This window comes from Limnothrix sp. PR1529, assembly GCF_002742025.1.
In the GTDB taxonomy this organism is placed as follows: domain Bacteria; phylum Cyanobacteriota; class Cyanobacteriia; order CACIAM-69d; family CACIAM-69d; genus CACIAM-69d.
The window spans coordinates 1-23,975 of sequence record NZ_LIRO01000058.1; the positions used below are offsets into that span (position 1 = coordinate 1).

The following is a 23,975-nucleotide window of genomic DNA, read 5'->3' on the forward strand; positions in this document are numbered from 1 at the left end:
GCCGCGCCGCCGCCTCAGGAACCCGCCCCAGCGCCTAACTCAGCAACTCGCCCAGCAACGAATCAAGCGCCTGGCCCAGCGCCGAATCCAGCAACTAACCCAGGGCCCAACCCAGCAGCGGCGCAGTCTGATCGCTACCAATCAACCGCGCGATCGACCGCGCGATCGACCGCGAAACCTCAGGTGCAGGTGAATCCCTCCCTGTCGCCCTTTGAGCAAGAGTTAAAGGAAAATGCGTTCCGTCGGCTCCAGGAGCTGTTCCAGGGGGGGCGATTCCCCAGCGCGATCGCCCTGGCGGAGGGGTTGGCCCAACGGCTCGATCGGGACGAAGAGGTGAAACAGTGGTTGGCGATCGCCTATCACCGTTGGGGCCGGGAACTCATTAATCGAGGCCAGGGCAGCCGCGCCGAAACCTATCTGAAAAAAGCCCTCAACACCGACCCCCGCAATCGTCAGTTGTGGCTATTGGTCGATCACGAGTTGCAGCGGCTGAGTTTGCGATCGGGCTGAGGGGCCAAAAAATCTTAATCAGGCTTCATCGTTGGGCGATCGGCCAGCTTTTATCATGGGTCAATCATAAAAGACCTGTTTTTTAGAGCCTTATGATTGCCGCAGTTCCCAACCCCACCACCTCCGCGCCCACCGTTAGCGATCGCCACCGCCTGCAAACCAGCCAACTGAACGTGCCGCCGCGCCTGCTGTTGGGGCCGGGCCCCTCGAATGCTCACCCCCGGGTGCTCCAGGCGATCGGGATGCGGCAAGTTGGCCACCTCGACCCGTGCTTCATTGAGCTGATGAACGAGGTGCAAGAGCTGCTGCGTTACGCCTGGCAAACGGACAACAGCTTGACGATTCCGGTCAGTGGCACGGGCAGCGCCGCCATGGAAGCCACCCTGGCCAACTTGGTGGAGCCGGGTGATGTGGTGTTGGTGGGGGTCAATGGCTATTTTGGCCATCGGATGAGCGACATGGCCAGCCGCTACGGCGCGGAAGTGCGGCAAATTCACCGACCCTGGGGCGAGGCATTCTCGTTACCGGAGTTGCGCACCGCCTTGGAAGCCCACCGGCCGGCAATCCTCGGGTTAGTCCATGCGGAAACCTCCACCGGGGCCCGGCAACCCCTCGAAGGTGTGAGCGATCTCTGCCGGGAATTTGACTGCCTGCTGTTGGTGGATACGGTCACCAGTTTGGGCGGTGTGCCGCTGTTTTTGGATGCTTGGGGTGTGGATGCGGCCTACAGCGGCAGCCAAAAGTGTCTGAGCTGCCCGCCGGGGATTTCGCCCTTCACCCTGGGCGATCGGGCCTTGGCCAAGCTGCGGGCCCGCAAAACCCCCGTGGCCAACTGGTATTTGGATATGGCGCTGGTGGGCAAATATTGGGGGAGCGATCGCACCTACCACCACACCGCCCCGATCAACATGAACTACGCCATCCGGGAAGCCCTGCGCCTGGTGGCCGAAGAGGGCCTCGAAGCTCGCTGGCAACGCCATGCGGACAATGCACGGTTGTTGTGGGATGGGCTGGCGGCCATGGGCCTGAAATGCCAGGTTGCCGAAGAGATTCGCTTGCCGTCGCTCACCACCGTTTGCGTACCCGAGGGCGTGGATGCCAAGGCCGTGGCTCGTCGCCTGCTGGAGGACTACAACATCGAAATCGGTGGCGGCCTGGGCGAGTTGGCCGGCAAGGTTTGGCGAGTGGGGCTGATGGGCTTTAACAGTCGGCCCGAAACGGTGCTGACCCTGCTGAAGGCCCTGGAGCAAGTGCTGAATCGCTAGTTCCGCTTCAGCCCCCGTGGAAGCGGGCCAACATGAACCGCGCCACGGTGAAATAGGTCAAAACCCCCAACATGTCCACCGCTGTGGTGATGAAGGGCGCTGACATCAGGGCCGGGTCAAAGCCCACGCTCTGGAACAAAAAGGGCAAGACCGATCCCGCCGTGGCCGCCAAAGTAGAAATGGCCATCAGGCTCACGCCCACGGAAATGGCGACGGCGGGCGGATATTGAAACAGCATGGCCCCCACGCAAACCATTGTTCCGAGCATCATCCCCAGCAGGGCCCCGGCTACGGCTTCCCGGCGAATGACCCGCAGGGGCCCCGATCGAATCTGGTCAATGTTCAGTCCCCGAATCACCACGGTGGAAGACTGGGCCCCCACGTTCCCGCCCGTCCCAATCAACAGCGGGATGAAGGAAGCCAAGGACACCACCTGTTTCAGGATGTCGTCCTGGCCGCGAATGATGGCCCCGGTGACCGCATTGGTGACCAACAACACCAACAACCAAACCACCCGCCGCTGGGCCACGGTCACCAGGTTGGTTTGGAAATAGTCATCATCACCGGCTTGCACACCGCCCAAGGCATAGATGTCTTTGGTGGCTTCTTCTTCCAAAATGTCGATCACGTCGTCTACGGTGACGATGCCTACCAAACGCTTTTCCCGATCGACCACGGGCACGGCCAAAAAGTCGTAGCGCTGGATAATGCGGGCCACTTCCTCTTGGTCTTCATCGGTGGTGACGCTGACCACATCCCGGGTCACCAGCTCGCTCACCAACTGTTGTGGATGGGAGGTGACGATATCCCGCAGGGAAACAATGCCCGTCAGGCAGCGGGTGTTATCGGTTACATAAAGGTAATAGATGGTTTCTGTGGTGTCCGCGAGGCGGCGAATCCGAGCCAGGGCATCATCAACGGTCATTTCCTCTTTCAGGGAAATGTATTTGGGGGTCATGATTCGGCCGGCGGTGCTGGCTTCATAACCTAACAGCAGGGCGGTGGCTTCCCGTTCCGCATGGCTCAGTTGGTCAACAATCCGCCGCACCAGTTTGGCGGGCAACTCATCAAAGAGTTTGGCCCGATCGTCCGGCGACATTTTATCGACAATATCCAAGACTTCTTGGCGCTTGAAGTCTTCAATCAACAGTTGTTGAACGTTGGATTCTAGGTGTTCATAAACTTCCGCCGCATCGTCCTTGGGCAAGAGCCGAAAGGCTAGGGCCTGCATGGTTTCGGGTAACCCCTCGATCGCCTCGGCAATGTCAGGGGCCTTGACGGGAACCAACAGCGCCTTGGCACCGGTCAGGTTGTTTTGCTCCAAGAGGACTCGCAATTGTTCACGCACGAGGTCGCGGAGTTCCCGCCGAGAAATCCCCTGAGCCGAATTCATGTCTAGCTCTTGCTCAGTGGCCATGCTCGATCCTCCTCATCGGTCGTCTTGCTTGGAATTAAGTTGCGTTACGGCATGGTGGGGCGATAACGATGATCGACGGCCCGGGCTGGGCCTGCCAAACTAGCCATTAGTTTAAGGGGTTTGGCAACGGAAGTTGCTGAAAGTCCCGTTTTGCAGATGATCGGTGAATTGGGGCGTGGCCCTCCGGATCTCGGGCATTGGTCAAGATCACCGCCTGCTGCATGGGCTGGCGGTTGTTGGACTGAGTTTGGCCTTGAGCTGGCCTTAGGGTTGCCAAATTAGGTGGGTTGCCAAATTTGGATGGTGTGATCGCCACTGCCACTGGCCAAGGTCAACCCATCGGGGGCGATCGCCACCGCATTGACCCACCAATCATGGCCCTTCATCACCTGTAATAGTTCCTGGTCGGCCAGGTTCCAGCAATAAACTTTGCGATCTTCCCCGCCCGCAATCAGCAGGCCCGTATGGGGCGCAACGGCCAGGGCAAAGACGGCTTCGGTGCTGTCGCGGAAAATGTGCTGGGGCTTGTCGTTGCTGGGTTGACCGGCTTGCAGGGGCCAGAGCTTGATGGTTTTGTCTTCGCCAGCGCTGATTAGCCACTGGCCGTTGGGAGTGGCTTGCAGGGCGCAAATTCGACCCAGGTGTTGTTGCAGGCTGTGGAGCCGATCGCCCGATCGGGCATCCCAAAAGCCAATTAGCCCATCGCTGCATCCGCCAATGAGCACCTGGCCATCGTGGCTCCAGGCCAAGGCGGGAATCGGTCGGCTGTGGGCGCGCCAACTGTGGAGCAGTTCGCCGCTGCGCCAGTTCCACAACACCAAGCGCCCATCGTCGCCACTGCTGGCCAGGGTTTGACCATCGGGTGAGAGGGCGATCGCGCTGACCCAATCCTGGTGATGTTTGAGGCAATGGCGTGCAGGGCCGCCAGTGATCGGCCAAACCCGCACGGTGCGATCGCTGCTGGCAGAAATCAGGCTGTCCCCATCGGGGCTAAAGAGCAGGGCCGTGATCCGCCCATCATGGCCATCCCAGGCGGCTTGCAAGCTGGCCGTGGCCCACTGCCAAAGGCGAATTTGGCGATCGCCCCCGGCGCTGGCCAGCCATTGCCCATTGGGACTAAAGGTCAGGGCACAGATCCGATCGCTGTGGGCCGCGATCGTGACGGTGGGTCGCCACTTGTAGTGCCCGAGATCCCGGGTGACCGGGGGGCTGGGCGCGGCCGCGGGGGCTGCGTCGCCTTCCGTCAGGGCGGTGATCACGGCTTCGGCGCTGGGGTAACGCTCGCTGACGCGATCGCTCAGCAGTCGATCGAGCACTTGCCCCAGGCGCGGATCAACCGATCGCCCCTGTTCCTGCAAGCGATCGCTCCATACCCACCGACCCGCCAAAGGATCAAACAACTCCTCCGGTGCATGGCCCGTGAGCGCAAACAAACTTGTCGCCGCCAAGCTGTAAAGATCGCTGGCCGGGTAGGCATGGCCACTCCGCAATTGTTCCAAGGGCGCATAGCCTTCCGTGCCCACCCGGGTTCCCCCCCGGGTCACCGTTTCGCCCGTCAGTTGCTTGGCCACGCCAAAGTCAATCAAGACCGGCTTTTCGCCCGCCTCCGGCAGCACAATGTTGTCTGGCTTAATGTCCCGGTGAATCACATTGCGTCCGTGGACAAACTGCAACACCGGCAGTAAGTCCAACAGGAGCGATCGCACTGCCGCCTCGCTCCAGGGGCCCACGCGGGCCACCCGCTGGGCTAACGTGTCCCCCGCAATGAACTGCTGCACCAAGTAGAGCCGGCCCCCTTCCGCAAAATAGGCGTAGAGGGCGGGAATTTGGGGATGCTCGCCCAATTCCGCTAACCGTTGGGCCTCTTCGGCAAAGAGCTGCTCGTATTTGTCGTAGCTGCTGTCTTGGGCGATCGTACCGGTGAGGGAGTCCGTCGCCAACAAACCGCGACTGATGGAACCCCCGGCGATCGAGTGAATTGGGTTGCCGCCTTGGGGCGAAAACTGTTTGATGATGCAAGGTTGCTGGAGTCGATCGAGGTCAATGGCCAAATAACTGCGGCCAAATCCCCCTTGCCCCACCGGCCGCACCGGTTGATAGCGATTGCGCAACTGTGCCACCAAGGCTGCCCCGCAGGATTGGCAAAATTGGGCATCATCCCGATTCATCGGTTGATGACAGTGCGGATTTAAGCAGCAAACCATACCGCACAGGGCAGCAGTCACCCTTTGATTGAGTTGCTTCCATGTTAAGCCAAGGATCCAAGCCTAAACAGCCTAAATGGGGACAATTGGCGCAGTTGCGGCCCACGGCCACCGCCACTCCCTAGGCCAAAGGCAACCGAATCACCACTTCCAGACCCCCACTGGGGCGATCGAGCAAATCTAACTGGCCCCCATGGCGCGAAGTGATGATGTGATGGGTCGCCGTGAGGCCCGTTTCCTTGACCCGGTGGCGATCGAGCTGGAAATTTTCCAAAATTTGCTGGCGCTGAATCGCCGTCAAACCGGGGCCATTATCCGCGATCGACACCACCGCCCAGGAATGAGCCGCCGCATCCTGTTCCACCCAAGTGTTGATTTCGATGTAGGGCTGTTCCGCCGCGCTCAGGGTCACCGCCTTGAGTTGGGCCCGCGTTCCCCGCTCCAACAGCACATCCACCGCATTCACCAACACCGCCATCAACGCCCGATCGATCTGACTGCCATAGCAACAAACCGGTGGCAACGAACCGTAATTGCGCACAAACTCAATCTGTACCGACAACCGGCTTTGCAGCAGCAGCACAATGCTATTCAGCCGTTGGTGCAAATCCGTTGGATGCGGATACACATCATCGAGATGGCAAAAATTTTGCAAACTGCTGACAATCGCCTTCAGCCGTTCCGCCCCATTGCGCAAACTACTGAGCAACAGCGGCAAATCATCCCGCAAAAAGTCAAAATCCACCGACTCTTCCAAGTTGGTAATCGTCCAGGGGATTGGTTGCTTAGACTGTTCTGCCCAATCTCGGTAGGCATCCACCAACTGCACCAACTGTTCCCCGTAAGATCCCAGATGGCTCAGGTTGCCCCAAATGAACCCCACCGGATCCAAAATTTGGTGTGCCACTCCATCCACCAACCGCCCCAGGCTGGCCAGCTTGTCGTTTTGAATCGCCTGAAGCTGCATTCGCTCATAGCGAGCCTGGGTTTCAATGCCGCGAATTTGCCAATCCGCCACAATCAAAGCGCGCGTGTCCAGCAGCCGAGGGCCTTCGGCGCATTGCACCACGATCGGATCCGTCAACAGCCCGATCGTGCGGCTCACGGCCCGTTTCATGGCCTGGACGATCGGTAACTCCACCGGCAAAGTTAGGCAATCTCGCTCCAAATAGCCCCATAGGGCCTGCAGCGGCTGCTCCAAAATGGCTGCCCCCGAGGGCCGAATGGCAAATTCCAATAATTGCTGGCGGGTAATCACCCCCTCCAGCCGGCCGCGATCGATCACAATCGCCCCAGGAACCCGGGGATAACGGGCCAGCCAGCTCGCCAGCGCGAATCCCGAAACCGCCACATCCACCAGGCAGTCATAGCTTGGTAAATCCGCCAGGGTTGCCTCCAGCCCCAAGGACGAACTGGCCGGCTCATGCAACACCGGGGGGCATAGGCTCTTGTCACTCATCAGCAAAAACGGGTCTCAAGCTCCGTCCTGTGGGGCCGGCTGTTGTGGGGCCTGCGTTAATGGTTGTTCGGGCTAAGCCAGGATTCCCGTTGATGGTTGATGAATCCCACTGGGGGCGTTTCAACCGGGAATACCAGGTTTCAGCTTATCCCGAACTTTAGTTTCCAAACAGTCCCAGGCCGGTACAGTCCTCGTCTGGTGCTGTCCCAGTCCCGTCCCGTCCCAGCCCGGCACAACTCCAGCCCGGCCGAGCCTAAACGACCGTCAACTTAGCATTGGGGTGGCAACCACAGGGATCGTCGCTATCGACCCATTTCAAACCCAACTGCGCCATCGCCTGCATCACCGGTTCCACCTCCTGACCCTTGGCCGTCAAAGCATATTCCACGTGGGGCGGCACCTCGGGATAAACCCGCCGCACAATTAAGCCGTGGCGTTCCAGACCCCGCAGCCGTTGAGTGAGCGTTTTGCTGCTAATGCCGGGTAACAGCATCATCAGCTCACTGGGCCGCCGTGGTTGATCGCGCAGCAGCCGCAAAATCAAGATCGACCATTTATGACCGATCGCCTCCAAAACGACCTGGATTGGGCAAGCACTATCGGTGCAGGTTTGCTCAGCCGTCATCAACCCCTGTTGTTTACCCATGGTTGTGCCTCCTAAAACACACTGGGAATGATTGATTTCCCCCTCCCAGTTCCACCCTTTGTGGATCCTCAAACATGAGGAATTGAGAAATGAATGAGAGTTTTGAGATCGCCGGTCTAGACGTTGACTGGGTGCTGTGACTGCCCATTGGTGGGCAGTGCCAGATGCGCAGGGCGATCGCCCCTTGGGCCTGTTCCAAGCCAGCCCTATAACCGGTCATTCCCACCGGTTGCAGCGCGCGGGCCTGAGCCAGCGGGGCAACTAGTGAGTCAGCGGCGTACTAGCCGTAACACCGCCCATGACCTGGCCGTAGACACATCATCGTTAACGCACGATCGTTCAAGGCACGATAGCCCATGCTTAATCCATCGTCGGCAGTGGTTGCTATTACCACCATGACGATTGGATAAGATAACCATCTACTCATCATACGCACTGAATTACGCCATCCCAAGCCAAAAATTGCGATAACACAGCTCCTGTGCATGGTTTTGGGAATTGGGGGCTGATGGTGTCCACAGTGAAGGCTGACCAGAAGCAGCAACCCAAGAACTGACTGACTGGATTGAAATCACCGCCGAGTTAAGGGATTTCAGCGGTTAAAAATTGATAGAAATCCAATCGACAGTCATGGAAACTTAAAGTCTCTGAACTAAAAGTCAGGAAACTTCAAACTTTCTCAGGGAGTTCTCAAGGACTCAAAGACGTTTCGGATATTTTTATTTTCCTTTAGATTGCCCTCAATCGTCAAATCAGATTGAATTCTTTACTTTCGGATTCCAAGAATCAACTTGGAAATGACCTTGCCTAAATCATGTCCTTTGAGGAACGATTGAAGTATCTCCTCCTATAAAGGTCAAGTTCAGCAAATTCCAAAATAGTCGGCAAATGATCGGACTATTTTGTCAATGGGTTCACAAACTCTCTTAACACGATCATTCGATCGAGTCATCCGGTGGATCCCTGTGGCGGCTCCTCAGATTTTGATCGATTCCCTCATCTCATTCAAGATTACGAACTGTTAAGGTCTGAGATCCCCATTATTGTTGCATAGGCTTGACCAAGATTGACTTCAAAAGATTGATTTCAACGGAGTGCCATCGTTTCGCATCATCTGACCATTTCTGACCATTAATGTCGGGTTTTGATCGTTAACTTGCCTCAAACCGTGAATTTCGATAAGCGGTGATGCGGATTTTTTGCTGCAATGCTGCTGAAGGATGAGGGTCATTGGGCTGGCTCTGCGAGCGGTCAGAGGGCAAATTAACCGAATTTTAGCGAGGGTTGGATGGCAACCATCGCCTCTGGTCGTTGTTGGCTAAAGAGGGGATCAATCAAGGGATTCCTGACAATAATTGCCGATTGCAGATGCCGTTCTTGAAGGTTGTTCAAGAAGGTTGTTCAAGGTTGTTCTGAGGTCTTTGGTTATGACACATGCCACGTCAGTGCCTCATGCCCGCCCTGCGGCCGATCGCGATCGGGCGTTAGTGCTTTGGTTCGATCAAGTGGGCATTGCCGATTTGCCCTTGGTTGGCGGTAAGAATGCCTCTTTGGGAGAAATGATTCGTCAGTTGACCGCGAAGGGCGTGCGCGTTCCGAACGGATTTGCCACCACGGCGTTTGCCTACCGGTCGTTTATTCAAGAATCGGGGTTAGAAGCCAAGCTGCGGGACATTTTTGCCACCTTAGATGTGGATAATGGCGAAAGTTTGCGGCGGTGTGGTCAAAAGGCTCGGAATTTGATTTTGCACGCGGAATTTCCGATGAATTTGCAAGAGGAAATCACCCGGGCTTACCAGGCGCTCTGTTCGCAATACGGGGCGGATGTGGATGTGGCGGTGCGATCGAGCGCCACGGCGGAAGATTTGCCCGATGCCAGCTTTGCGGGGCAACAGGAAACCTATCTGAACGTCCATGGCATGGCGGCGGTGTTGGAAGCCTGTAAGCGCTGTTTTGCGTCGATTTTCACCGATCGCGCCATTTCCTACCGCCAAATTAAGGGCTTTGACCACTTTGAAGTGGCCCTGTCCGTGGGGGTGCAAAAGATGGTGCGCTCCGACATGGACAGCTCGGGCGTGATTTTCACCCTGGACACGGAAACCGGCTTCCGGGATGTGGTGCTGGTGACGGCGGCCTATGGTTTGGGCGAAAACGTGGTGCAAGGGGCGGTGAACCCCGATGAGTACGTGGTCTTTAAACCCACCTTGGCCCAGGGCAAGCGGCCCATTCTGAGTAAGCGGCTGGGCACGAAAGAGATCAAGATGATCTACGCGCCGGGCAGCACCAAACCCACCAAAAATGTGCCGGTGGCCGTGGCCGATCGCAACCGCTATGCGATCGGGGACGATGACATTGTGCAACTGGCCCGCTGGGCGGTGATCATTGAGGATCACTATTCCGAAGTGCGTGGCGTGCCGACTCCGATGGACATCGAGTGGGCCAAAGATGGGCAAACGGGCGATTTGTTTATTGTGCAAGCCCGCCCGGAAACGGTGCAGTCCCAACGCAGCGGGAACGTGCTGCAAAACTACGTGATTACGCTGCCGCCGGAACAACGGCCACCGGTGGTGATTACCGGTCGCAGCGTCGGTGAAAAGGTGGGCCGCGGTCGAGCAAGGGTGATTTTAGACGTGCATCGCATTGACGAGTTCGAGGCAGGTGAAGTGCTGGTGACCAACCGCACGGATCCGGACTGGGAACCGATTATGAAGAAGGCCAGCGCGATCGTCACCAACCAAGGCGGGCGCACCTGTCACGCGGCAATCATTGCCCGCGAAATGGGCATCCCGGCGATCGTGGGGGCCGGCAACGCCACCAGTGCCGTGGAAACGGGCCAAATGCTCACGGTGTCCTGTTGTGAAGGGGACGAAGGCAAGGTCTATGCCGGAGAAGTGCCCTTTGAGATTAAGGAAACCCGCCTGGATAATTTGCCCCGACCCAAGACCCAGATCTTGATGAACGTGGGCAACCCGGAAGAGGCGTTTAGTTTGGCCTCGTTGCCCTGTGATGGGGTGGGTTTGGCTCGGTTGGAGTTCATTATTGCCAACCACATCCAAGTACACCCGATGGCGCTGATCCAGTACGACAAGCTGGAGGATAAGTCGGTGCGTAAGCAGGTGAGCGAGTTGACGCACCTGTATAAGACCAATCGTCCGCAATACTATGTGGAGAAGCTGGCCCAAGGGGTGGGCACGATCGTGGCGGCCTTCTATCCCAAGCCGGTGATTGTGCGGATGTCGGATTTCAAGACCAATGAATATGCCAACCTGCTGGGCGGGCGGCAGTTTGAACCAGTCGAAGAAAACCCGATGATTGGCTGGCGCGGCGCATCTCGCTACTATGATCCGAAATTCCGGGCCGCCTTCGCGTTGGAATGCCAGGCCCTGAAGCGCGTCCGGGACGACATGGGCTTAACCAATGTGATTCCGATGATTCCGTTCTGCCGCACACCGGAAGAGGGAATGCGGGTGTTGGAGGTGATGGCGGAAAACGGCCTGAAACGGGGCGAAAACGGCTTGCAAGTTTATGTGATGTGCGAGCTGCCGAGCAACGTGATCGCGGGCGATGCCTTCAGCGAGGTGTTTGATGGGTTCTCGATCGGCTCCAATGACCTGACGCAACTCACGTTGGGTCTCGATCGCGATTCCGCCTTGGTGGCGCACCTGTTCGATGAACGCTGCACGGCGGTGAAACGGATGGTGAGCATGGCGATTAAGACCGCCAAGGCCAACGGCCGCAAAATTGGGATTTGTGGTCAAGCGCCCAGTGATTACCCCGAATTTGCCCAATTCCTGGTGCAGGAGGGGATTGACTCCATCAGCTTGAACCCGGATTCGGTCTTGAAGACGCTGCTGGCGATCGCGGACATTGAAACGGAAACCGTGCCATAGCCCCTGAGCGCTTACGGGGTCAGGAGTCGATCGCGCATGGCCGCTGGTTTGCCGGCGGCCACAACCTGCCCGTTTTCCAGCAAAAAGGCCCCATCGCAATAGTCCAGTTCTTCCAGGCGATGGGTCACCCACAGGGCCGTAATTCCCCGATCGTCCACTAACTGCCGCACGCAGCGCACCAAGTCCAATTGACTGTCGGGGTCGAGCAGGGCGGTAGGTTCATCGAGCAACAAGACTTCGCAACGGGTGGCGATCGCTCCGGCAATGGCCACCCGCTGCTTTTGGCCGCCACTGAGGGCATAGATCGGGCGGCGCTCTAAGTCCAAAATATTGAGTTCAGCCAGGGCGCTGCGGATTCGATCGCGCGTTTCGATCACCGACAAATTCTCTTCAGCTAACCCAAAGGCCACATCTGCCCCCACCGTGGGCATCACCAATTGGCGATCGGGATTTTGGAACACAAAGCCCACGGGCCGCCGCAACAACACCTGCCCGGCGCTCGGTTGGTTCAACCCCGCCAAGAGCTGCATCAGGGTTGATTTGCCGCTGCCATTGGTTCCCAGCAGCATCCAAAATTCCCCGGCGGGCACGCTCAGGGAACAGTTTTTCAGGACGGGTTTATCAGTTGCCCACTGGAACGAGACCTGCCGCACCGCGATCGCTGGTTCCGTCACCCGATCGTTTGGGAACAATCCCCGCTCATCCGGTTTGGGCTGGCCTTGCATGGGGGCGATCGTCCTTAACAGTGCGCGATAGAGATGTTGAGCCGTCCGCAAGACCGATCCAATCACAGGGCAACCTCAACCCAACGAACCCGCATGATGGTGCTCAAATCCGTTGAGGAGCAAGGGGCTTAAGTCCCTTGTCTGGTTGAGTGGCGATTGGATCGATCACGGCAGACTTAGTTGGTTGCGCCCGTGGCGGCGGCCAAGAAACCGGCCGTCCGGCCACCCGCTTGGGCTGCGCCAGACTTATCGCTGATTTGCACAGCCACCACTTCGCTGGTCAGGATAGAAATTTTCTTGCCCACCATTTTTTCACAGGTCAAATCAAGCCATTGGGCCTGACCCGATTGCACAAAACCCAAAATTTCCGCATAGAGTGCTTCCGCATCTTCCGCATTCTTGCGCTGCACCGAAAACGTGGCGGGCGAACTCTTGAGAGCAACTTCGATCGTGAACATAGCACTGGAAACCAGAAACAGCTTGGGAGTTGGCCGATTCAGCCTTCATCGAGTGGGGCGCAGCCGGGATCATCTTAGCGCGGCGGCCAAGGCGCGATCGCCCAGAAAACCGATCACACCCCCACCGCGATCGCACCGTGAGGGGGCAAGGGGCTGAAGCCCCTTGTCTGCACCTGACCGGCCCCTTGATTTACCGGTTGCTTTAACGGGCGGATTTGCGCTTCACCCAGCCTTTTTCCACCAGCAGTTCCGCGATTTGCACCGCATTCAGGGCCGCACCCTTGCGAATTTGGTCGCCACAGAGCCAGAGGTCGATCGCATTGGGGTTGGAAATGTCTTGGCGAATCCGACCCACCAACACGTCATCTTTGCCACTGGCATCGATCGGCATCGGGAAGTAGTTGCGCTCCCAATCTTCCAGCAGGGTCACACCGGCCGCCGATTTCAGAATCTCGCGGGCGCGATCGACCGGGAACGGCTCCGCAAATTCCAGATTCAGCGCCTCCGAGTGGGCCCGCAACACCGGCACGCGCACGCAAGTGGCTGTCACCCGCAGGGCTTCGGTGCCGAAGATCTTGCGGGTTTCGTTCACCATTTTCATTTCTTCTTCGCAGTAGCCATTGGATCCCAGGGGCGAATTGTGTGGGAACAGGTTAAAGGCCAAGGGATAGGGCAAAATTTCCGCCACCGGCTCGCCCCCATCCAAAATCGCCCGCGACTGCACCTTCACTTCTTCCATGGCCCGAGCGCCCGCGCCGCTGGCCGATTGGTAGGTGGCGGCCACAATCCGCTGGATCGGTTGCACCAAATGCAAGGGCCAAGTGGCCACGGCCATCAGAATCGTGGTGCAGTTGGGGTTGGCAATGATTCCCTCGTGGTGGGCTGCCGCGTCGGGGTTCACTTCGGGCACAACCAGGGGCACATCGGGCCGCATCCGAAAGGCGCTGGAATTATCAATCGTCACGGCTCCAGCGGCCACGATCGTGTCGATCCAAGCTTTGGAGGTGCTGCCGCCGGCCGAAGCCAGGACAATATCCACGCCCTTGAATGCTTCGGCGGTGGTGGCTTCCACGGTCAGGGTTTCGCCGCCAAAGGTACAGGTCTGGCCGGCCGATCGCGCCGAAGCCAGCAACTTCAGTTCTGCGATCGGGAACTGCCGTTCTTCCAGCAATTGCAGCAGCTCCGTACCCACAGCGCCCGTAGCGCCCAAAATGGCGACGCGATATCCAGCCAAGGTCTTCTCTCCCCAGGAACGCCAAAAACTAGCCAACTCGATCGCCCATGCAGAGGGGCGCATTTCAGCTAGGATAGTCTATTGCGGTTCATCTGGCGTAGCTTGCCCGTCAACGTCGCACCTCGCTTCAGCACGATGCCGCAGCACTATGCCAGCGCCGCGCGTCGCTCGGTTATGGGTCTGGCTATGGCCAGCTTGTGTTGCAAGTTTCGTTGAGTCCGTTTCGTTTTGTCAGTTGTTTGTCAGTTGTTGGATCATCCATGAAAGTCACCCAGGAAAAACTGTCCGCCAGTCAGGTTAGCCTCACGATCGAAGTGCCCGCTGAACTGTCGGCCAAGGTCTACGAAGACACCCTCAGTAAGTACGCCAAAGCCGTCAAACTTCCTGGGTTCCGCAAGGGCAAAGTGCCCCGCGCCGTGTTGATTCAGCAAATTGGCCCCGCCGCCCTCAAGGCCGCCAGTCTGGATGAGTTGGTGGAAGCGGGTGTGAAAGCCGCCATCAAGCAAGAAAAAATCGAACCTGCCGGCCAGGCCCAAATCACCTCCTCCGAAGAGGAACTGTTCTCGAAGTTTGAGCCGGGCCAAACCCTGACCTTTGCGGTCACGCTGGATGTGGTTCCCGACATTGACCTGCCCCCCTACAGCGGCTTGACCGTTCAGGCTGAGCGCGTTGATCCCGATCCCAGCCGGGTCGATCGGATCCTGGAACAGCAACGGGAATCCTCCGCCGACTTGATTCCCGTGGAAGGTCGCCCGGCCCAGTTGGGCGATGCTGTGGTGATTGACTACAAAGGAACCCTCACCCCCGAAGAAGGCAAAACCGATCCGGAAGATCTCTCCGGTCTGGAAGCGACGGATTTCCAAGTGGACTTGGATCAGAAGAAATTCATCCCCGGCTTTGTGGATGGGATCGTGGGCATGAATGCCGGTGAGAGCAAGTCAATCACCGTGCGCTTCCCGGCGGATTACGGCCGCGAAGACCTGCAAGATCGCGAAGTCACCTTTGAGATCACCCTGCATGACATCAAAGAGCGCGAACTGCCCGAACTGACCGACGAATTCATCAAGTCGATCAGCAAATACGAAACCCTGGCGGATCTGCGGGCTGAGTTTGAGTCCCAGTACCAACAGGAAGCCGACGAGCAAACCGAGCAGAACAAGGAAGCAGCCCTGATTGCCGCCTTGATTGACAATGTGGATGTGGATTTGCCCGAAAGCCTGGTGCAGCAAGAGGTGCGCGGGATTGTGAACCAGTCCATGTATCAACTGCAAAGCCAGGGCATTGATGTGCGCAAGTTCATGAACGATGAACTGATGGCCAACATGCAGCAAACGGCGCGCCCGGATGCCGTTCGGCAAGTGAAGACGGATTTGGTGCTGCGGGCTGTGGGTCGCAAAGAGTCGATCGAGGTCAGCGATGAGGAAGTGCAAACCCGCGCGAAGGAGCTGAAGGCGGCCCTTTCTGGCCAAAAGGTCGATCGCGCTCGGTTGGAATCCGTGGTTTACGAAGACCTATACCGGGGCAAGGTGCTGACTTGGTTGAAGGAAAACAACAGCTTTGAGCTGCTGGAACCCGGTTCCCTGAGCCAGGAGGAAGAGTCAGAAGCAACCGAAGCGGAGGAAACCCCTGCCGCTGAAGCCACGGTCGATGTGACCGCTGAGAGCGCCGCCGACACTGACACCGACGACACCGACGCAGCCGGTAAAAAGGGCGCGGCCAAGAAGGGCAAGGGCAAGAAGGCCGACTAACCCAAGGCCGGCTAGCGGTTGGTCTCGCTGTGGTGTCTCATGCAGGTAGCTAATGCAGGTGGCTAATGCAAGTGGCTGATATGGGCCATAGGCAAAACTAGTGAGCCAACAACAAGGCCGATCGCCCGATCGGGATCGGAGCAATCCCTAGGTTCTCCGACCCGATCGCGCCCTAACTGAGCCACCGCCAGCGATCGCCCCAGCGCAACCCCGAAACAGCCCGGATCCCCGGTGGTTTCGCTGTGATTTCCCTTGATCCGCCGCGATCTCGTACCCGATCTCGTAAAGTTTCTGAGCGATCGGTCAAATCGTCAGAGCTGGAGTTTTGCTTGTGGTAATCTGGATTTGCCTCGTATCAAGCATGGCGTGCCAAATCCCTCAAGGACTTGTCTAGGCAGGGGAACGGCGGTTCAGGAACTAACCTTGGCTTTGGGAAATTTTCCATGTTTTGGCCGAGGAAAGATGTCAAGATTGGTCTGAGTCAAAAGACTGATTTAGTAACGGTTTAGAGGATAGGTCAGCATGGCGGCAGCAACGGCAGTTACCGACGCAAACTTCGAGGCAGAAGTGCTCCAAAGCACAGTCCCAGTATTGGTAGATTTCTGGGCACCCTGGTGCGGGCCTTGTCGGATGGTAGCGCCGGTGGTTGATGAAATCGCCCAAGAATTTGACAAAAAAGTGAAGGTTGTGAAGCTGAACACCGATGAAAATCCTGGCATTGCAAGCCAGTACGGTATCCGCAGCATTCCTACCCTCATGATTTTCAAGGGTGGCGATCGCGTGGATATGGTTGTGGGCGCAGTGCCGAAGACCACGTTGGCCGGCACACTTGCCAAGTACGTCGATTAGAGCAAAGCCAAGGGGCGAGTTCTGGCTGAGGTCAGCAGACGTTTGTAAAGTCCCTGAAACTGAACTGAAATTCATCGGTTTGAAGAGCCTGGCCTTGCCAGGTTCTTTTGTTTTGGGCTGCTTTGTTCTGTTTTGCCTTGTTTTGTCCTGTTTTCGATTTCTTGGAGGCTGTTTGGGGCGATTGTGACTCCTGGGCGCAGAAGCAACGTTAACGGCAATTTAAGGGGGGATCGCTGGGGATCGTAAAGTGAGATATTGAAGAAAAGTACAGATTGCGCTGGCCCAAGCAAGCCAGGGAGGGACTGTGGCCTTTTCGTCATTATCCGTAGACCGTCGAAACAGTGGAGAACGGTTACGCCATCAGATGGTGGATTTGCTCGATCGCCTGGAAACCCTTCCCAACAGCGGCCTGGTGCAATTAGCCCTCGAAACTGTTTTGGAATTGGCCGACAGCCACGCCGATCGCCTGGATTGGAAAATCCTGAACGGTGCGCTGATCGACATGCAACGGGCGATCGAGGTGTTCTATCCCTATCGCCATGTGCGGAAGGTGGCCATCTTTGGCTCGGCCCGCACACCCGAACAAGAGCCGGAATATGAGGCGGCCTTGACCTTTGCCCGTTGCATCACGGCCCGGGGCTTCATGGCCATCACGGGAGCCGGCCCAGGCATTATGCAGGCGGCCAACGAGGGGGCCGGCCGGGAAAAATCCTTTGGCCTCAATATCCAATTGCCCTTTGAGCAAACCTCCAATCCCCACATTGACGGGGATCCCAAGCTGGTGAACTTCAAGTATTTCTTTACGCGCAAACTGTTCTTCTTGCGCGAAAGCGATGCGGTGGCGCTGTTTCCCGGGGGCTTTGGCACACAGGATGAGGCGTTTGAGTGCCTCACGCTGTCGCAAACGGGCAAGTTTGGCCCGGCTCCCATTGTGCTGCTCGATCGCCCCGGTGGAGACTATTGGCAAACCTGGGAAGCCTACCACCGTGACCACCTGCTGCACCGTGGCCTGATCAGCCCCGAAGATTTGAATTTGTATTTCATGACCGATCGCCCGGCCGCCGCCTGTGACTATATCGCCGACTTCTATCGGATTTATCATTCCAGTCGCTATGTGGGCGATCGGCTGGTGTTGCGATTGCGCACGGAACTGTCGGATGAGTGGTTGGCAAAACTGAACGAAACCTTCAGGGACATTTTGGTCAGTGGGGCGATCGAAAAGTCCGCCGCCCTGCCCGCAGAACGCAACAGCCCTACGGTGGGGTTGCCGCGCTTGGTGATGACGTTTAACCAACGGGATTTGGGTCGGTTGCACCAGTTAATTCACCAAATCAATCAATTTCAGCCTGCCACGACGCTGTTTCCGCATCCGGAGGTGAAATAGTTGCCGACGGGTGCTCCCGGCTGTGAATTCGCCCTTGGCTTGAGCAAGGCCAACCCTCAATGCCAAGATGACGATCGCCCTTTGGATTGTGGTGGTGGTTCATGAAAATTGCTGGTGTTGCGACCCGAACCATTCGGTTTGATCCCGATCGCCCGGAAGCGGTGGCGGTGATTGACCAACGGCAATTGCCCCATCAACTGGTTTGGCAACCGCTGCCGGATTTGGAAACGGCGGCTTGGGCCATTGAGGAAATGGTGGTGCGCGGTGCGCCGCTGATTGGAGCCACGGCGGCGGTGGGGATGGCCCTGGCGGGCATGGCGGCGCGATCGACTGCGGACTTTCAGGGGGCGATCGCGGAGGCGGCCCAACGGCTACTGAAAACGCGGCCCACGGCCGTCAATCTCCATTGGGCGATCGCTCAGCAGTTGGCAGCAGTGGCCGATTGTCAGTCCGGGGCGGCCGCGTTCGATCGGCTGCGGCTGCGGGCCGCCGAAATCATCGAGGCCGATGTGCAGCAATGCGCCCAAATTGGCCACCACGGCCAACGCCTGATTGCAGACATCTATGCCCAAACCGGCCGCCCTGTGAATGTGCTGACGCACTGCAATGCGGGCTGGCTGGCCTGCGTGGACTGGGGAACCGCCACCGCTCCCATCTATCAAGCCTTTGATCAGGGGATTCCGCTCCATGTGTGGGTGGATGAAACTCGCCCACGCAACCAGGGTGCAAAGCTGACCGCTTGGGAGTTGGGCCAACATGGCGTGCCCCATACCCTGATTGCGGACAACACGGGCGGCCACCTGATGCAGCATGGTTTGGTGGATTTGGTGATTGTGGGGAGCGATCGCACCACACGCTGTGGCGATGTGGCCAACAAAATCGGCACTTACCTGAAGGCCTTGGCCGCGAAAGATAATGATCTGCCGTTTTATGTGGCGTTGCCGTCTTCCACGATCGACTGGACGTTGCGGGACGGGGTGCGGGAAATTCCGATCGAACAGCGGAGCGATCGGGAAGTGAAATATATGGATGGCCGCACGGAATCGGGAGCGATCGCCTCTGTGCTGATTTGCCCAGAAGCCTCTCCGGCGGCGAACTATGGGTTTGATGTGACCCCGGCCCGGCTGGTCACGGGGTTGATTACCGAGCGCGGCCTTTGCGCGGCCTCCGAAGCGGGTTTGCTGGGTCTGTTTCCCGAACAGGGGGCCCAAAACCATGGATGATGGCGTAATTAAATTTGCCTGCGATTGGCAGCAGGCTCCCCCGATCGCCCTTGATCCTGTGGCCTTGCAGGCGCTGATCACCTGGCGCGATCGACTGTTTCAGTGTGGGGCGATCGGGGTGTATCCCAACGGCATTGGCTACGGCAACCTCAGCATTCGTCTGGGGATCGATCGATTTTTGATCTCCGGTACGCAGACGGGCCACCTCACCCGCACCGGCCCCGAGCATTACACCCTGGTCGATCGCTGGGAGATCGATCGCAACTGGCTTCACTGCTGGGGGCCAATCTGCGCCTCTTCGGAATCCCTGACCCATGCGGCCATTTACCAACTGGATCCAAACATTCGGGCGATTATTCACGGTCACTGTCCCGCCCTTTGGAATCAAGAGCGCGATCACCTGCCCACCACTCGGGCAACGGTTCCCTACGGCACACCGGCCATGGCGCGGGAAATGGCGCGGTTGTTTACCGAAAGCCCCTTACCGGAATGCCGCATTTTGGTGATGGCGGGTCATGAGGATGGGGTGTTGTCCTTTGGTCAGGATCTGGAAACGGCGGCCCAACCGTTGCTCGATCGCCTCGCGGCCCTGGGAGCGAGCTGAACAGAGTTGATCGGGCTGCGGCCCCAGCCCTCGATCCGGGTTAATCAATAGCGTTAATCAACAGCGTTAATTAATAGCTCTATCGCAGGTAGGGCACTGGATCCACCGGGTCGCCATTTTCCCGCACTTCAAAATGCAAGTGGGGCCCCGTGGACAGCCCCGTGGAACCAACGGCGGCGATCGCCTCGCCCTTCTGCACCGTTTGCCCCACCCGCACATACAGTTCGCTGTTGTGACCATAGAGGGTGGATAGGCCATCGCCCCGATCGATCACCACCGTGTTGCCATAGCCCCCAAACGAGCCGGCCACCACCACGGTTCCGCCATGGGCCGATCGCACCGTGGTTCCATGGGCTGCCCCAAAATCAATCCCATTGTGCTGTCGGCCGTAGCCCAAAATGGGATGCACCCGCCAGCCAAACCCACTGGTGATCAGCGCGTCCACGGGCGTGGCCAAAATGCCGCCCGGTAACTTCAAAATTTTGGGTTCACCGGCATTCAGACTCCCAAACTGGCCCGGCACTCGAAAGGCGGCCATGCGATTTAAACGGGCGATCGCCTCGGCCTGTTGCTGTTCGGTAATGCGCTGCTGAATCAAGCGCGTGAGGTTGGCCGAGTCCCGATCGAGCTTGGCCTGTTCCGTTTGCAAACGGGCTTGGTCGGCCCGCAAGGCGGCCGCCCGGGCCTGCTCCGCTTGGGTGCGGCGGCGCAATTCCAACTCCTCCAGGCTCAGATCTTGGCTGAGGCTGGCTAATTCCCGGCGGCGTTCTTGCCACTGACTGCGCTGCAAACTGAGCTGATCCGCCGCCCGATCGAGTTCCTTCAGTTGTCGCCGATCGGCTCCATAGACCGCTTGCAGCCGGTGTTGATGATCAAAAAACTGTTCGATCGACTTGCTTTGCAACAGCGCCGCCAATCCCCACTGAGGCGATTGTTGTTGCAAAAACCGCAGCCGCGCCACGATCGCCAACCGCTTGCGCTGGTAGTTTTGTTCCGCAAGGGCTAAATCGCGCTCCAAAATCGCCAACTGATCCACCGCCCCGTCCAAACGGCTTTGGGTGCGATCCGACTCCGCCTCGGTGCGATCGAGCGATTGCTCCAGGGTTTTCATCTGTTCCTGGGTCGCCTGTTGCTGTTGCTGGACGGTTTGCCGCTGTTCCTTGACGGTTTGCCGTTGCTGCTCCAATTGCTGTTGCTGTTGGCGCAACTCCGGCAACGACTGCGATCGGGCTAGGTCAATTGACCCCAACAGCCAACCCAATCCCAACAGGCATCCCAACAACCAACCCAACCCGATCGCTACCCACCGAGGGCGTGATCGAGTGAACCATTGGATCATCTGGATCATCCATCCCATTAACCGTTGGGTGGGCGATCGAAATGGATTGCCCAACAACGGCGCTGCATGAGTCGATCGGGGGGCACGCTCAGGGGCGATCGCCATAACGGAGCCATCCTCGCCAAACCGAATGGAAAATTCGATTCAACGCCTGTTGCTCATGCTCCGTCAAGTCACTGTCCACCAGCGCCTCATGGAGCCGCTCGCATTGATCCTCTGTAATGACCCCTGAAGTCATCGCATCTGCGTAAATTTCCATCAGGGTTGCATCCGATAAATTCACAGCATTAGCCATGGTCTTTATGACTTTTTTTAAGAAAATTAACCATCCCAAATGCCCCACACACAGCGACGGCTCAACCCCAAACTCGACATCTGCACAACCCAAAACCCATGGATTTCATGATGAACAAACCCATGATCTGGACTAGGAGTCACAGTGCTGCATCTGAGGCTGATCCTCAAGGGGCGATCGGTGCGGGAGCGCGGGGATCAAATCATAACCATTCGCTCAAGGATCTGAGGAACGGCCTTTGAAACCAGGCTCCTGATGCAACCGAGGCAAACGGTCATCAACAGTACCACCCGCCCTGACTGCTGCAAAATTCAGCGAAGTTCAGGACTGATCTCGGGGATCAAGGAACTGTGGGCTTTTGAGGATACTCTAAATATCGCGATTAAAATGACCGATCCCACAGCGCGATCGGGAAATCTTAATAACTATTGAAAAAGCAGTTTTGGAGGTCAAAAAGATTACCCAGCTTCATCACCAGAAAATTAGTGCTCAACCAAGGTTTACTGAGTCCCTTTCACGGGTTAAAAAAAATACGCAACTGACAACGCTAGGCTCAGGAAAACGTAAACAACTGTGTTAATTCATACCTGGTCTTCCGTAAGCAAAATGGGAGCAAACCATCGTGGCGGCCACTTGGTTTGCTCCCATCTGCCGTGATTTTCAGTGGTGCGCTCGCTCTAGGGTCGCTAACCGTCCCAGAGCGATGGAACTGCTCAGCGTCGTCCGCTACCTAACTCGATCGTTGCGCCAACCAAGCGGCTACCGCTTGGACAATTCGTGCCGCCGCCTGACCATCCCCAAAGGGATTAGCCGCGTGAGCCATGGCCTCGTAGGCAGCCCGATCGCTCAGTAAAAGGCTCGCTTCTCGCACAATGTCCGCCGTGGCCGTGCCGATCAGTTTGGCTGTGCCCGCCGCGATCGCCTCGGGCCGTTCCGTCGTGTCGCGCAACACCAGCACCGGCTTGCCCAGACTCGGGGCTTCCTCTTGCAACCCGCCGGAGTCCGTGAGAATCAGGGTCGATCGCTGCATGGCCCCAATCAGCGCCGAATAGTCCAGCGGCTCCGTCAAAAACACGCGATCGTGGGGCCCCAGCTTGCCGATCAGCGGTTCGCGCACGGTCGGGTTGCGGTGCAGCGGCAACACCAGCGACAGATCCGGGAAGCGATCGAGCAGCCCCAGGAACCCATCGGCAATCTCAGTGAGCGGATCGCCCCAGTTTTCCCGGCGATGCACCGTCGCCAAAATCACCGGCCCCGCCGACCAATCGAGCGATCGCCCGGCCGTTGCAGTTCCAGCCAACGGGGCGATCGGACAAGGCGGATTTTTTGCCGCCACCGCCAACAGCGCATCAATCACCGTGTTGCCCGTTTGGTGAATTTCGCCCATCACCCCCGACTTTTGCAAATTCGCCACCGCCAAATCCGTCGGCGCAAAGTGCAACTGAGTCACCTGGGAAATTAGCCGCCGGTTTGCCTCCTCGGGAAACGGACTGTAGAGGTTATCGGTTCGCAAGCCCGCCTCCACATGCCCCACCGGAATTTGCTGATAAAACGCCGCCAGGGCCGCCGCAAAGGCCGTCGTCGTGTCGCCCTGCACCAACACCAAGTGGGGCTGAATTTCCGCGAACAGCTCCCCCAACCCGGTCAAGCTGCGACAGGTAATATCCGTCAGGGTCTGCCCTGGCTGCATAATCGCCAAGTCCCGATCGCCCTGCAACTCAAACAGCCGCATCACCTGCTCGACCATTTCCTTGTGTTGGCCCGTCAGCAGAATTTGGGTCTCGAAGCGATCGTCCTGCAAAAACGCCCGCGCCACCGGAGCCATCTTGATCGCTTCCGGTCGAGTCCCGATCGTCACACAAATCCGCATCCGGTCAGCCACAGCGCCAATCCATCCTGTGAATCAATTGGTTGAATCAATTTTGGGGTGCAAGCCCGCCCTACAGATTACCGGCTCATAAGTCATAGAGCCGTCTAAACCAGTCCACAAAAGCTTGAACTTGGGGACTAGTTAGATTCAGCTTTTCGTCTTCTTTCATTGATTGGACAGCATTGTATAAGCTTTGATCTGGTGGATTCTGCCAAGCCAGCCAGGTATGAATGCGCGCTTTATCCCGATGATTCTTAATAAATGGAGCACCCAATTCTCGGGCATGCTCAACCACTTCCACGGCGTAACTCCAGAGACTAGCCTGCTCAAGTGGAACCACAGAAGCTAAAAATGTCTCTAGCATTCCTGATGACTGATTATCTGGCATTACCCAGATACCAAACTTAATTCCATTCTCTAACTGTGTAATAAATCCAGCTTTTTCCGGTACGTTAGAGATATTAATATCTGTAAGCTCATCTACCTTTTGGCATTTGTCACGAAGCTTAATCCAATTCTGAACATCATCTGATTTTTTACCCTGAATATTATCTGCATCAATAACAATACCAAGTGCGGAGAGTCCAGAACTCTTAAGCTCAGTTGAGATCACGTCATCTGTAATATTATCAATCCCCCCCATCGGTTGAATATTGACAACGGTTCTCTGGATACCATTTTCTTCTATTTTCCATGGAATGCCATAGGCTTCAATAATTTCAGGTATAACCAAATAATCATTCTTGCCTTCAACTAAAAGTCTATAAGAGCTTTTTGATGTTTTATCTACTTGCAATAGGCTATCAGACTGTGCAATCAAAAGCTTTCGAGGATTTTTCGATTTTTTAGACACTT

21 protein-coding genes are annotated in these 23,975 nt (G+C 57.3%); 10 read left to right on the top strand and 11 right to left on the bottom strand.

The genetic code is table 11. From position 1 onward, the window contains the following. Together AMR42_RS20355 and AMR42_RS08935 are read left to right on the top strand one after the other, a co-directional pair. Window positions 1–510, top strand: a 510-nt coding sequence (locus tag AMR42_RS20355) for a molecular chaperone DnaJ (protein WP_158234418.1), incomplete at its 5' end; no start/stop codon positions are given. Window positions 511–602: 92 nt separating this feature from the next. After that, window positions 603–1,775 (top strand): alanine--glyoxylate aminotransferase family protein, encoded by a 1,173-nt coding sequence (locus AMR42_RS08935; RefSeq protein ID WP_099533109.1) that lies wholly within the window; start codon window positions 603–605, stop codon window positions 1,773–1,775. Between the two features lie 7 nt (window positions 1,776–1,782). Here the strand turns inward: AMR42_RS08935 and mgtE are convergent, their stop codons facing one another. From mgtE to AMR42_RS08955, 4 genes are all read right to left on the bottom strand, one after another. Beyond that, window positions 1,783–3,192, bottom strand: coding sequence for a magnesium transporter (gene mgtE, locus AMR42_RS08940; RefSeq protein ID WP_234406871.1), 1,410 nt, complete (start codon window positions 3,190–3,192; stop codon window positions 1,783–1,785). Between the two features lie 278 nt (window positions 3,193–3,470). After that, the gene (locus tag AMR42_RS08945) at window positions 3,471–5,396 is read right to left on the bottom strand and encodes a WD40 repeat domain-containing serine/threonine-protein kinase (protein ID WP_099533110.1); all 1,926 of its coding nucleotides are present in this window, start codon (window positions 5,394–5,396) and stop codon (window positions 3,471–3,473) included. Between the two features lie 121 nt (window positions 5,397–5,517). After that, window positions 5,518–6,855 (bottom strand): sensor histidine kinase, encoded by a 1,338-nt coding sequence (locus AMR42_RS08950; RefSeq protein ID WP_099533111.1) that lies wholly within the window; start codon window positions 6,853–6,855, stop codon window positions 5,518–5,520. A 253-nt stretch (window positions 6,856–7,108) separates the two neighbouring features. Beyond that, window positions 7,109–7,501 carry a helix-turn-helix domain-containing protein gene (locus AMR42_RS08955; RefSeq protein WP_234406874.1) on the bottom strand — a complete coding sequence of 131 codons (393 nt, stop codon included), beginning with the start codon at window positions 7,499–7,501 and terminating at the stop codon, window positions 7,109–7,111. 136 nt (window positions 7,502–7,637) lie between these two features. Here AMR42_RS08955 and AMR42_RS21385 point away from each other — a divergent pair, with 136 nt between their 5' ends. After that, window positions 7,638–7,766 (top strand): hypothetical protein, encoded by a 129-nt coding sequence (locus tag AMR42_RS21385; RefSeq protein ID WP_255407540.1) that lies wholly within the window; start codon window positions 7,638–7,640, stop codon window positions 7,764–7,766. Window positions 7,767–8,928: 1,162 nt separating this feature from the next. Beyond that, entirely contained in the window at window positions 8,929–11,391 is a 2,463-nt protein-coding gene (ppsA, locus tag AMR42_RS08960) for a phosphoenolpyruvate synthase (protein WP_099533112.1), read from the top strand. Window positions 11,392–11,402: 11 nt separating this feature from the next. Here ppsA and AMR42_RS08965 read toward each other — a convergent pair whose 3' ends face one another. Then, window positions 11,403–12,116: an energy-coupling factor ABC transporter ATP-binding protein gene (locus tag AMR42_RS08965; protein ID WP_099533113.1), complete on the bottom strand. Its 714-nt coding sequence runs from the start codon at window positions 12,114–12,116 to the stop codon at window positions 11,403–11,405. Window positions 12,117–12,292: 176 nt separating this feature from the next. Further along, a complete protein-coding gene (locus AMR42_RS08970) occupies window positions 12,293–12,574 on the bottom strand; it encodes a hypothetical protein (protein WP_099533114.1) in 282 nt (93 codons plus the stop codon). A 29-nt stretch (window positions 12,575–12,603) separates the two neighbouring features. On the opposite strand from AMR42_RS08970, the gene AMR42_RS20360 reads away from it, so the two are divergent. Further along, on the top strand, window positions 12,604–12,780 hold the full coding sequence (locus tag AMR42_RS20360; protein WP_158234420.1) for a hypothetical protein: 177 nt from the start codon (window positions 12,604–12,606) through the stop codon (window positions 12,778–12,780). Here AMR42_RS20360 and AMR42_RS08975 read toward each other — a convergent pair. Then, on the bottom strand, window positions 12,777–13,871 hold the full coding sequence (locus AMR42_RS08975) for an aspartate-semialdehyde dehydrogenase (RefSeq protein WP_099533115.1): 1,095 nt from the start codon (window positions 13,869–13,871) through the stop codon (window positions 12,777–12,779). The two genes, AMR42_RS20360 and AMR42_RS08975, sit on opposite strands and share 4 nt — an antisense overlap. Window positions 13,872–14,068: 197 nt before the next feature. Here AMR42_RS08975 and tig point away from each other — a divergent pair, with 197 nt between their 5' ends. The 5 genes from tig (at window position 14,069) to AMR42_RS09000 (ending at window position 19,616) form a co-directional block, all read left to right on the top strand. After that, the gene (gene tig / locus AMR42_RS08980) at window positions 14,069–15,556 is read left to right on the top strand and encodes a trigger factor (RefSeq protein ID WP_099533116.1); all 1,488 of its coding nucleotides are present in this window, start codon (window positions 14,069–14,071) and stop codon (window positions 15,554–15,556) included. Window positions 15,557–16,078: 522 nt separating this feature from the next. Further along, complete coding sequence (gene trxA / locus AMR42_RS08985; protein ID WP_099533117.1) at window positions 16,079–16,405, top strand: thioredoxin; 327 nt, start codon at window positions 16,079–16,081, stop codon at window positions 16,403–16,405. A gap of 364 nt (window positions 16,406–16,769) precedes the next feature. Then, a complete protein-coding gene (locus AMR42_RS08990) occupies window positions 16,770–17,789 on the top strand; it encodes an LOG family protein (protein ID WP_099533118.1) in 1,020 nt (339 codons plus the stop codon). 101 nt (window positions 17,790–17,890) lie between these two features. Beyond that, a complete protein-coding gene (gene mtnA, locus AMR42_RS08995) occupies window positions 17,891–19,012 on the top strand; it encodes an S-methyl-5-thioribose-1-phosphate isomerase (protein WP_099533119.1) in 1,122 nt (373 codons plus the stop codon). Next, entirely contained in the window at window positions 19,005–19,616 is a 612-nt protein-coding gene (locus AMR42_RS09000) for a class II aldolase/adducin family protein (protein WP_099533120.1), read from the top strand. Before mtnA ends, AMR42_RS09000 begins: the two co-directional genes overlap by 8 nt. A 79-nt stretch (window positions 19,617–19,695) precedes the next feature. On the opposite strand, the gene AMR42_RS09005 is transcribed toward AMR42_RS09000, so the two are convergent. From AMR42_RS09005 to AMR42_RS09020, 4 genes are all read right to left on the bottom strand, one after another. Then, a complete protein-coding gene (locus AMR42_RS09005) occupies window positions 19,696–21,060 on the bottom strand; it encodes a murein hydrolase activator EnvC (protein ID WP_099533121.1) in 1,365 nt (454 codons plus the stop codon). After that, window positions 21,044–21,250, bottom strand: coding sequence for a hypothetical protein (locus AMR42_RS09010; protein ID WP_099533122.1), 207 nt, complete (start codon window positions 21,248–21,250; stop codon window positions 21,044–21,046). The genes AMR42_RS09005 and AMR42_RS09010 overlap by 17 nt, the downstream gene beginning before the upstream one ends. A gap of 730 nt (window positions 21,251–21,980) precedes the next feature. Beyond that, the gene (wecB, locus tag AMR42_RS09015) at window positions 21,981–23,120 is read right to left on the bottom strand and encodes a non-hydrolyzing UDP-N-acetylglucosamine 2-epimerase (RefSeq protein WP_099533123.1); all 1,140 of its coding nucleotides are present in this window, start codon (window positions 23,118–23,120) and stop codon (window positions 21,981–21,983) included. Window positions 23,121–23,205: 85 nt separating this feature from the next. Beyond that, a complete protein-coding gene (locus tag AMR42_RS09020; protein ID WP_199858131.1) occupies window positions 23,206–23,973 on the bottom strand; it encodes a DUF3226 domain-containing protein in 768 nt (255 codons plus the stop codon). Between the last annotated feature and the right edge of the window lie 2 nt (window positions 23,974–23,975).

What these genes read in the sequence shown, in the direction of transcription:
- AMR42_RS08975 (WP_099533115.1), bottom strand. Translation starts at nt 13,871, where the DNA reads ATGCGCCCCTCTGCATGGGCGATCGAGTTGGCTAGTTTTTGGCGTTCC.
- AMR42_RS09000 (WP_099533120.1), top strand. Translation starts at nt 19,005, where the DNA reads ATGGATGATGGCGTAATTAAATTTGCCTGCGATTGGCAGCAGGCTCCC.
- tig (WP_099533116.1), top strand. Translation starts at nt 14,069, where the DNA reads ATGAAAGTCACCCAGGAAAAACTGTCCGCCAGTCAGGTTAGCCTCACG.
- AMR42_RS08965 (WP_099533113.1), bottom strand. Translation starts at nt 12,116, where the DNA reads ATGCAAGGCCAGCCCAAACCGGATGAGCGGGGATTGTTCCCAAACGAT.
- ppsA (WP_099533112.1), top strand. Translation starts at nt 8,929, where the DNA reads ATGACACATGCCACGTCAGTGCCTCATGCCCGCCCTGCGGCCGATCGC.
- AMR42_RS08935 (WP_099533109.1), top strand. Translation starts at nt 603, where the DNA reads ATGATTGCCGCAGTTCCCAACCCCACCACCTCCGCGCCCACCGTTAGC.
- AMR42_RS09005 (WP_099533121.1), bottom strand. Translation starts at nt 21,060, where the DNA reads ATGGCGATCGCCCCTGAGCGTGCCCCCCGATCGACTCATGCAGCGCCG.
- trxA (WP_099533117.1), top strand. Translation starts at nt 16,079, where the DNA reads ATGGCGGCAGCAACGGCAGTTACCGACGCAAACTTCGAGGCAGAAGTG.
- mtnA (WP_099533119.1), top strand. Translation starts at nt 17,891, where the DNA reads ATGAAAATTGCTGGTGTTGCGACCCGAACCATTCGGTTTGATCCCGAT.
- AMR42_RS08970 (WP_099533114.1), bottom strand. Translation starts at nt 12,574, where the DNA reads ATGTTCACGATCGAAGTTGCTCTCAAGAGTTCGCCCGCCACGTTTTCG.
- mgtE (WP_234406871.1), bottom strand. Translation starts at nt 3,192, where the DNA reads ATGGCCACTGAGCAAGAGCTAGACATGAATTCGGCTCAGGGGATTTCT.
- AMR42_RS08955 (WP_234406874.1), bottom strand. Translation starts at nt 7,501, where the DNA reads ATGGGTAAACAACAGGGGTTGATGACGGCTGAGCAAACCTGCACCGAT.
- AMR42_RS08945 (WP_099533110.1), bottom strand. Translation starts at nt 5,396, where the DNA reads ATGGTTTGCTGCTTAAATCCGCACTGTCATCAACCGATGAATCGGGAT.
- AMR42_RS09010 (WP_099533122.1), bottom strand. Translation starts at nt 21,250, where the DNA reads ATGGCTAATGCTGTGAATTTATCGGATGCAACCCTGATGGAAATTTAC.
- AMR42_RS08950 (WP_099533111.1), bottom strand. Translation starts at nt 6,855, where the DNA reads ATGAGTGACAAGAGCCTATGCCCCCCGGTGTTGCATGAGCCGGCCAGT.
- wecB (WP_099533123.1), bottom strand. Translation starts at nt 23,120, where the DNA reads ATGCGGATTTGTGTGACGATCGGGACTCGACCGGAAGCGATCAAGATG.
- AMR42_RS08990 (WP_099533118.1), top strand. Translation starts at nt 16,770, where the DNA reads ATGGTGGATTTGCTCGATCGCCTGGAAACCCTTCCCAACAGCGGCCTG.